Annotated in this window: 6 protein-coding genes; 3 read left to right on the forward strand and 3 right to left on the reverse strand. The window is 49.6% G+C overall.

Going from position 1 to position 7809, the window contains the following annotated elements:
• Window positions 1–80: 80 nt before the first annotated feature.
• Window positions 81–2048 (reverse strand): DUF4347 domain-containing protein, encoded by a 1968-nt coding sequence (locus PN477_RS03905; RefSeq protein ID WP_272115671.1) that lies wholly within the window; start codon window positions 2046–2048, stop codon window positions 81–83.
• Window positions 2049–2652: 604 nt separating this feature from the next.
• Here PN477_RS03905 and PN477_RS03910 point away from each other — a divergent pair.
• Window positions 2653–2868 (forward strand): hypothetical protein, encoded by a 216-nt coding sequence (locus PN477_RS03910; protein ID WP_272115672.1) that lies wholly within the window; start codon window positions 2653–2655, stop codon window positions 2866–2868.
• On the forward strand, window positions 2858–3139 hold the full coding sequence (locus PN477_RS03915) for a type II toxin-antitoxin system RelE family toxin (protein ID WP_272115673.1): 282 nt from the start codon (window positions 2858–2860) through the stop codon (window positions 3137–3139). Before PN477_RS03910 ends, PN477_RS03915 begins: the two co-directional genes overlap by 11 nt.
• A 116-nt stretch (window positions 3140–3255) precedes the next feature.
• Here the strand turns inward: PN477_RS03915 and PN477_RS03920 are convergent, their stop codons facing one another.
• Together PN477_RS03920 and PN477_RS03925 are read right to left on the reverse strand one after the other, a co-directional pair.
• Complete coding sequence (locus PN477_RS03920) at window positions 3256–3606, reverse strand: DOPA 4,5-dioxygenase family protein (RefSeq protein WP_272115674.1); 351 nt, start codon at window positions 3604–3606, stop codon at window positions 3256–3258.
• A 49-nt stretch (window positions 3607–3655) separates the two neighbouring features.
• A complete protein-coding gene (locus tag PN477_RS03925) occupies window positions 3656–5362 on the reverse strand; it encodes a helicase HerA domain-containing protein (RefSeq protein ID WP_272115675.1) in 1707 nt (568 codons plus the stop codon).
• A gap of 743 nt (window positions 5363–6105) precedes the next feature.
• Between PN477_RS03925 and PN477_RS03930 the strand changes: the two genes are divergently transcribed.
• Window positions 6106–7692: a B12-binding domain-containing radical SAM protein gene (locus PN477_RS03930; RefSeq protein WP_272147005.1), complete on the forward strand. Its 1587-nt coding sequence runs from the start codon at window positions 6106–6108 to the stop codon at window positions 7690–7692.
• The last annotated feature ends 117 nt before the right edge of the window (window positions 7693–7809 follow it).

Consider the following 7809-nt stretch of genomic DNA (forward strand, 5'->3'; position numbering starts at 1 on the left):
GGCTAGTGCCGTTCTTGGAGATATCGTGAGACCCACAGGTCGGACAGGTCATCTCAATAGCCATGAGCTTGTCTCCCTAGTTATCGTAGTTGTGTAGCCTGATTTTCCTCCGTCCCGTGCATTAATGCACTACCCTCAGCGGAATTACCAGAAACGGTAGAATTGGTCAGCGTCACCGAGCCATTATCGACATAAATCCCGCCACCATACTCAGCGGAATTACCAGAAACGGTAGAATTGGTCAGCGTCACCGAGCCAGTGCTGTAAATCCCGCCGCCGTTATTCCCTGCACCGGCATTCCCCCCCGTAATGATGATGTTTTGAAACGTCGTACTGGCTGCTGTGGTATTAAACACCCGTGAGTTATTGTCACCGCTCACAGTTGAACCATTGCCATCAATCGTCAGGTTATTCGTTGCCCAACTAATTTCAGTACCCCCCAGCGTCACCGTCCGCGCCATATCAAACATCACCGTATCTCCCGCCGCCGCTAACCCAATCTGCACCCGCAACGAACCCGCCCCGGCATTATTAGAATTGGTCACGGTGAGCGTGGCTAACTTTCCATCCCAGCCGTTGAGGGTTTCTAACGTGAATGGAGTTCCTAGCTCAATACTTCCCGTCCCATGCTCTAACTGCCAATCTCCTCCATAATTCGCGCTCCCCGTCGCATTCGTCGAAGCCGCCACATCCAGCCCCGTCAAACCCCCCAACGCCGCCACGAACCCTTCACCCACTGCCCCCAACGCCGTAAAGCAACTGTACAGCAGCAGATCCGCCCCTTCTTTCATTGATGCTGACCATTGGGCCAATTCTTGGGCATAATTGCCCACATTCTCAGAATTAACCCAACTGCTTCCTAGCCAAAAATTCCCCGCATTCCCCTCTGCCGTAATGGCAATCCCATCCAACGGACTAGCGATTGTTTCAAGGGTGTCACTAATGACGCTCAACCCCGCCTCATCCCGCTCAATAATCCGCGAAATTGTCCCCGCTGCTCCCCCATAGAGCAACGCTTCCGGATGATCCGCCCGTCGATCAATGACGTTCAGAATATTCGTACCCCCCGCATCCGGGAACCGTACCACCGTCGTTTCTCCCTGGACAAGGCTCGGATCAACCGGCCGCACTGGCCCTACGGCCATCAACTGCACCTCCGGAGCCTCAACCCGTCCCGCAATGACCACCTCGCCATGCTCCAAACGAATCCCCGAACCTGTCAGCCACAGCCGCCCATCCGGCCCCACTTCTACCTTGTTCGCACTCCCTAAATCACTGCGCCCCGTCAAATAGCGCGGTAAATCCTCCGGCCGCAATCCCAAGGGCGCACCGGAAACCAACTGCTCCACCGGCATCGCATCCAACACTAAACCCAACTTCATCCCATCATGGCTTAACCGGACTTTACTTTCCCCCGGAACCGCCGCTAGCGTAATCGTTCCCTGAGGTGCAGTAATGGAGCCGGTATTAATCACCGAACCCCCCACCATCCAAAGGCTACCATTGCCCACATTCAGATCTGCCCCATTCAGAATCGTGCCGGGTTGCGTCGTGTCAAAAATCAAGCTCGTTGGGTTGCCCGTAAGGTTGGCAAAATTATTCTCACCAATGGCATAAAAAAAACCGCCCTCGAAGCCGATGCGGTTTGCCGTCGTTACACCAAAGCTGCCAGGGACATCTAAGCTAGCACCGTTGGTGAACACCCACCCCGCCGGGTTCATCAGGTATAAATTAGAATTTCCCCCCGATAAACGAATCAACCCCTCAATCACACTGGGATTGCCCCCCACCACACGCCCCACCACATTCTGAATGGCAGGATTGCTCAAGAAATTCGCCACCTCACTAGGACTCAACCCAAATTCCTGAAACGAATGGAACAGGTTCGCCCCGGCTTGCGTGCCGCCGCCAATGTGATAGGTGTTGCCGTTATATTCGATAATTGTGCCGACACCATCGGGAGCGGGAGTGATGGATTGGGCGTAGGCATGATGAGTAACGCCCAAAGACAAAACTAAAGGCAGAATGTATTGAAGAGATTTAGGCATAATGGTAGAGAGTTTGGCTGTTGGCTAAAAATCTTAATAGGGTTCACAAAGATTCGTCAATAACAATATTTTTCTAAATGAATAGAAAAAAACTATCGTAATTAATCGTTAAATATCTATTTAGCGATTTAAGGATATTTATTCATCGGAAATTCGGTCAGGCAAAACCCAAGATTTGTCGGGATGATTTTGCTGTACTCCGCTCAGCCAAGAACTTCAGTTCTTGGCTCATAGCGAAAGTGGGCTGGAGCTTACTCCGGAACCCGTTAAAACGGGTTTTAGCTCTGAGGCGGGGATTTGAATCCCCGACGGTGTGGACGGAATCGCTACACTGCCCAATCTCCTGCCAAGGGAGAACCCCTTGGTGGTGCAGAAAACTTTTTTGCACTCGCTTTGAACAAAAATACTATGGACTGAAGTGACGTATTTTCGTTCAAAATGGCTCTGTCAGTAGTCATGCCGATTTTTGGGAAACAACGATTTTGCGCTGTTTCAGGGCTTTTCTGCACCACTAAGCGCAAATATGTGTGGGAAGCGGAGGGGCAATAGGGTTTAGGGGGTTGAGGGTAAGGTTAAGATAACAACATCCCTTCAGTGACAACCCATGGAAGCCCCAGAACTCAAACAACTCATTCAAGAGAGTGTTCGTGAAACCGTCCGCGAAGTGTTGCGAGAAGAACGCCTCACCCTTTGGATGGCACTGCTTCCCCATGTTAGCCACGACGAAATGCAAGAAATCCAAGCCCAATTTGGTGTACCCACCGACTACGCAACCGATGAATTCGCCAACATGACCGACTGGGTACGGCATGGAAATTGAATTCCACAAAAATGCAGTCAAAGCACTCAAAAAGCTCTCTCCCAAAGACACCCAGAAAATTCGCACTAAACTGCTCACTCTCCTGAATTCCCTTGAAGAAACAGGTGTTGTTGCTTCTGGCGAGCTGGATATTAAAGCCCTCGAAGGCAATTGGCAAGGCTTCTTCAGGATGCGTGTTGGCAAACTCCGGGTTATTTTTCGGATTGATGCTGAACAAGAAATTCTCTACATCTACAACCTTGGTTCACGCGGCAACATCTACAAGAATTGACATTCCATTGCTACAAGTCACTCCGCGATCGCCTCAACCCCTCCAAACTCGAACAACAAACTTGCGAAGTTTGCCGCAACTATGTGTGGGAGGCAGAGAAACCGTAGGAGGTGGGGTTACTGTGCCTCAAACATTGCAAGATTTAGCGGGACGGGATCGCCCAGCCAAGCCGCATAGTCCGTGTGATCCGCTAGGTCATCCCCCGTGACCCCGTGGATGAGGATGGTTAAGCGATCGCGCTCCTGATCCAGCCAGGGAATTAAGGTGTCAAATTGGGTTTTGTCAAAACTGAGTTGACAACTCCAGCAGGGATGAGGGCCAACGAGTTTGTGATGGACATGACCGACGGCAACGCCAAACTGTTCGCCCGCTACGGTGCAAAGGGCTGAAGCTGGGGCGACGGTTGCGGCATCAAAATAAACATGGGCGTGGTAGCGATCGCAATTATTAACCGGCCGTTTGATCATGGCGTTTTTCATCGTCTAAATTGGGTTTAGATTGAGGGATTCTAGAGCATTAAAACCCTAGATCGCGACGAGCGATCGCCGCTTCGGTGGCCAAGTCTTGATCGGAAATTTCGCTCCAATCTGAATCGCCAATTTCCGTATAAAACTCACTATCGTAGGGACGAGTCCGCACCACCACCGGCATCGGTACGGCATGGCCGAGGATTAAGGCCTGTTGTTTCGAGTCCAATTTCGCCAACACCGATCGCAGCCCCTGCCCCCCCGAAACTCCGGTAAAAATTGCGTCAATATCCTTATCATCATTGAGCAGGCAGGTGATCCGCGTGCCCACCTGAGACATCACCTCATTGTCAATTCCCGATGGGCGTTGATCCACCACGAGGAGGGTGACGAAATATTTGCGCATTTCGCGGGCGATCGTGCCGAAAATGGTTTGATGGACGATGCTCGAATCGAGGAAACGGTGGGCTTCTTCGATGGTGATCACCAATTGACGGGGGCGATCGCGCTCATCTTTGGAGCGGAGAAAGCGATCGGCTTTTCTCACATAACTGGCATGAATTCGGCGCGTGATCATGTTCGTCGCCAACATATAGGACAACAAATTAGATTGCGACCCAAACTCAATAATAACGTGTTTACCTGCGTCTAAATATTCCAACACTTGATCAATATAATTACGGGGACAAGTGGCGCGAATATACTTTAAAGAATCCAACCGCATGAGTTTACGTTGGAGCGACATAATTGAGCCTTTATGACCCTGTTTCGTTTCGCAAAATTCGCTAATCTCTTCATTAGTCATGCTCAATAATTGCACAATCCACGCCTTGCCAAACTCGGAAGATAGGATGTTTGCATTGTCTAAACTGGCATCGGATAAGCCCAGTTCGTGAGTCACTAAACGCAGGTCTTCGATTTCGATTTGGTCATAGCTTAAATAGAGTTCTTGGGCATCACGCACGCCGCGCCGATTGGTGGATTCGGGGTCTAGGGTGAAGATTTCAACGCGGTTTTGAAAGAGTTGTTTTAAGCCTTTGACAGTGCTGATGTTTTTGCCCTCTTTCATGGCTTCCCAGCCATATTCCGAGTGCATATCAAACATGAGATTCACCCCGGCTTGCTTGTGGATGATGCCGGATAAAATCAGGCGCGTGAGGAAGGATTTCCCCGTGCCGGACTTGCCAAAAATACCGTTACTGCGCTCCACAAATCGCTCTAAATTGAGGCAAACGGGCACATCCATATCAAGGGGTTGACCGACGGCGAAGTTTTTGCGCTGGGGGTCATCTTCCCAGCCGAAGACGATGCGAAAATCGCGCTCGCTGGCATCAAACACTTGGCTGAAATGGCTGGGAATGGTTTTGACGGGGAGGAGGACGGTGTCGCTGTTGCTGTTGGCGGTGAAGGAGGCGAGGGTGCTGTCGCCGTTGCGGTCGGGGTTGGGTTGGCTGTCGGGGATCAGCATCAACATGGGGGAAAGGTTGATCGTGCCGTAGATGCTGCTGCCGGCGAGGACGGCGTGGAGAAAGTCGTCGTTGGGGGGTGGGGGGTTGGTGAGAATGCGGGGGCTGGTGGTGCCGAGGGTGACATCGGTAAGGAGGCAAAAGAAGTGCGATCGCACCCCTTTAATCACCAAAAATTTACCCACCCGCATGTCTTCAACGGACACATCAGGATGGAGGCGCACCTCAATGCCTTGGCTGAGGGAGCCTTGAACCACGGAGCCGAGGGGGATGATTGAATGTTGCGTCATGGGTGCGATCGGGCAAAGGGGGATCGATTGTTCGCTTCCCTAGCTTATCGCACCGGGTTCGTGAATGTTAGCAATCCTTGCACCGTCGCAGGTTTGGGCATCAAAGCGGTTCTATTTTTGACGTAAATCGTCCAGCCATTGAACCGCGTCAAACGTTGCGCCTGGGGTGCATCTCACCGTTGCGAACCGCTCCGCAGTTCAATGCTTGGGATCGAGGGGTCAGAACGAGGCTCCGTTAAACAGTGCTTGTATAAAAAATATTGCTAAGAACCGAGCTTTTACTTAAAAAAAAATCAACTATAATGGTTATATAAGGCAATCCTTAAAGGGTGCATCTCACCTGTGCGATCGCGTTAGATCACCCACCCCAAATCATGGGGAATTTGATTTTAGAGTTTTGTTAACAAGCGCATTGATATCCTGACCAATTCATCAATTCAGAGGAATTGCGATCGCCTGCTTCCATGCCCCAAGTTTTTTGATAATTGAATACAAGAGACATCTATTAAAGTAGCCGAAGTTATAGCAATCCTATGTGATTCATGAACAGGCAAGGGGCTTAAGCCCCTTGTTGATGAGGAGATAAGATCTCCGATTGATTTAGGATCGCTATATCCCCGAACAGGAATGCCTTGTCAATGTGTTAATTAAGACAAGCATACATTCAATTTCGGATCGCTACTGGATTAATGTATCTCTTTTATCTCAAAACAACTGTTCACACATTTGTTTGAGAAAACACAATGAAAGTATTATTACTCTACCCCCTCTTTCCAAAAACATTCTGGTCTTATGATCGGTTTATGAAAATGGCCGATCTTAAAGCCTTTATCCCACCCCTAGGGATTATTACAGTGGCGGCGCTATTACCGGAAAGTTGGGAAATGCGATTTTACGATCGCAACGTCAACCCGGAAACTGAAGCGGATTGGGAATGGTGTGACATCGTCATCATCTCTGCCATGATTGTCCAGCGGGGTGATTTTCATGATCTGATTCGTAACGCTGTACAGCGGGGTAAAAAAGTGGCGGTAGGTGGCCCTTACCCGACCTCACTACCGTGCCATGCCCTGGATTCAGGAGCCCATTATTTGATCCTAGATGAAGGCGAACTCACCATCCCCCAATTTCTCCAGGCGATCGCAGCAGGAGAGGGACATGGAATTTTCCGGTCTGAAGAAAAACCCGATGTGACCCTGAGTCCCATGCCTCGCTTTGATTTGCTCCAGCGCGATGATTATCTGATGATGGCGATTCAATTTTCGCGTGGTTGTCCCTTTAACTGCGAATTTTGCGACATTATTACACTTTATGGCCGGAAACCGCGCACTAAAGCGTTAGACCAAACCCTAGCCGAATTACAAACTCTGTATGATTTGGGCTGGCGAAGATCGATTTTCATCGTGGATGATAATTTCATTGGCAATCAGCGTAATGTGAAGCAATTCTTGCGAGTGCTCATTCCTTGGATGCAGGAACGGAATTATCCGTTTACCTTTTTCACAGAGGCCTCGGTTAATTTAGCAGAAGATCCGGAGTTGCTCGATTTAATGGCTCAAGCGGGCTTTTATGGCGTATTTCTGGGTATTGAAACCCCAGACCAAGATAGCCTTCAGGTCACCGGTAAACAGCAGAACACTCGCAACCCATTAACCGATGCTTGTCGCAAGATTAATCAAGCTGGGTTAATCATTTATGCTGGGTTTATTCTGGGCTTTGATGGAGAGCGATCGGGGGCTGGCCAACGCATTCAGGCCTTTGTCGAAGCAACCTCAATTCCTCAACCCATGTTAGGCATTTTGCAAGCTCCCCCCAACACGGCGCTGTGGAATCGTCTGGAAAAGGAAGAGCGTCTTGTTGCCAATGCTGATCAGATTGGTGGGGATCAAAATACCCTGATGAATTTTGTGCCGACTCGTCCCCTGGATGATATTGGCTATGAATATGTTGAGGCCTTATGGGCGATGTATGAGCCTTCTGCGTATCTGAAACGGTGTCTCCAGCAATGTCTCAATATCACAGTCAATCCGTATTCAGAACAGAAAATATATTTTTCGTTCAGTAAGGCGGTTCGCTTGGTGAGTCGATTGATTTGGCAGCAGGGCATTCAAATGAAGAGTCTTCGTGGTCAATTTTGGCGGCAACTATGGGTTATGTTCAGGACAAAACCAAAGTGTCTTAGCCTTTATTTTGGGCTATGTGCTGCGGGTGAACATTTTTGGGAGTATCGCGTTTTGGCGAGGGAGCGCATGACTCAGGAACTTGGCTACGATCCCTTGGTGGGTGCTCCTCTCAAACAACCCCAAATCTTGGAGCAGATTAATCATTAAATGGGGTGTTTGTTTTAGAGGGTGTTTAAAAAGTGTCTTGAATAGAGAGGCAAGGGGCTTAAGCCCCTTGTTTAAGCCCCTTGTTTAAGCCCCTTGTTTAAGCCCCTTGTTTAAGCC

The organism is Spirulina subsalsa CS-330 (assembly GCF_028330765.1).
GTDB classification, from domain to species: Bacteria; Cyanobacteriota; Cyanobacteriia; order Cyanobacteriales; family Spirulinaceae; genus Spirulina; species Spirulina subsalsa_A.

Coding starts and splice junctions, on each gene's coding strand:
- PN477_RS03905 (WP_272115671.1), bottom strand. CDS start 2,048: ATGCCTAAATCTCTTCAATACATTCTGCCTTTAGTTTTGTCTTTGGGC.
- PN477_RS03910 (WP_272115672.1), top strand. CDS start 2,653: ATGGAAGCCCCAGAACTCAAACAACTCATTCAAGAGAGTGTTCGTGAA.
- PN477_RS03915 (WP_272115673.1), top strand. CDS start 2,858: ATGGAAATTGAATTCCACAAAAATGCAGTCAAAGCACTCAAAAAGCTC.
- PN477_RS03920 (WP_272115674.1), bottom strand. CDS start 3,606: ATGATCAAACGGCCGGTTAATAATTGCGATCGCTACCACGCCCATGTT.
- PN477_RS03925 (WP_272115675.1), bottom strand. CDS start 5,362: ATGACGCAACATTCAATCATCCCCCTCGGCTCCGTGGTTCAAGGCTCC.
- PN477_RS03930 (WP_272147005.1), top strand. CDS start 6,106: ATGAAAGTATTATTACTCTACCCCCTCTTTCCAAAAACATTCTGGTCT.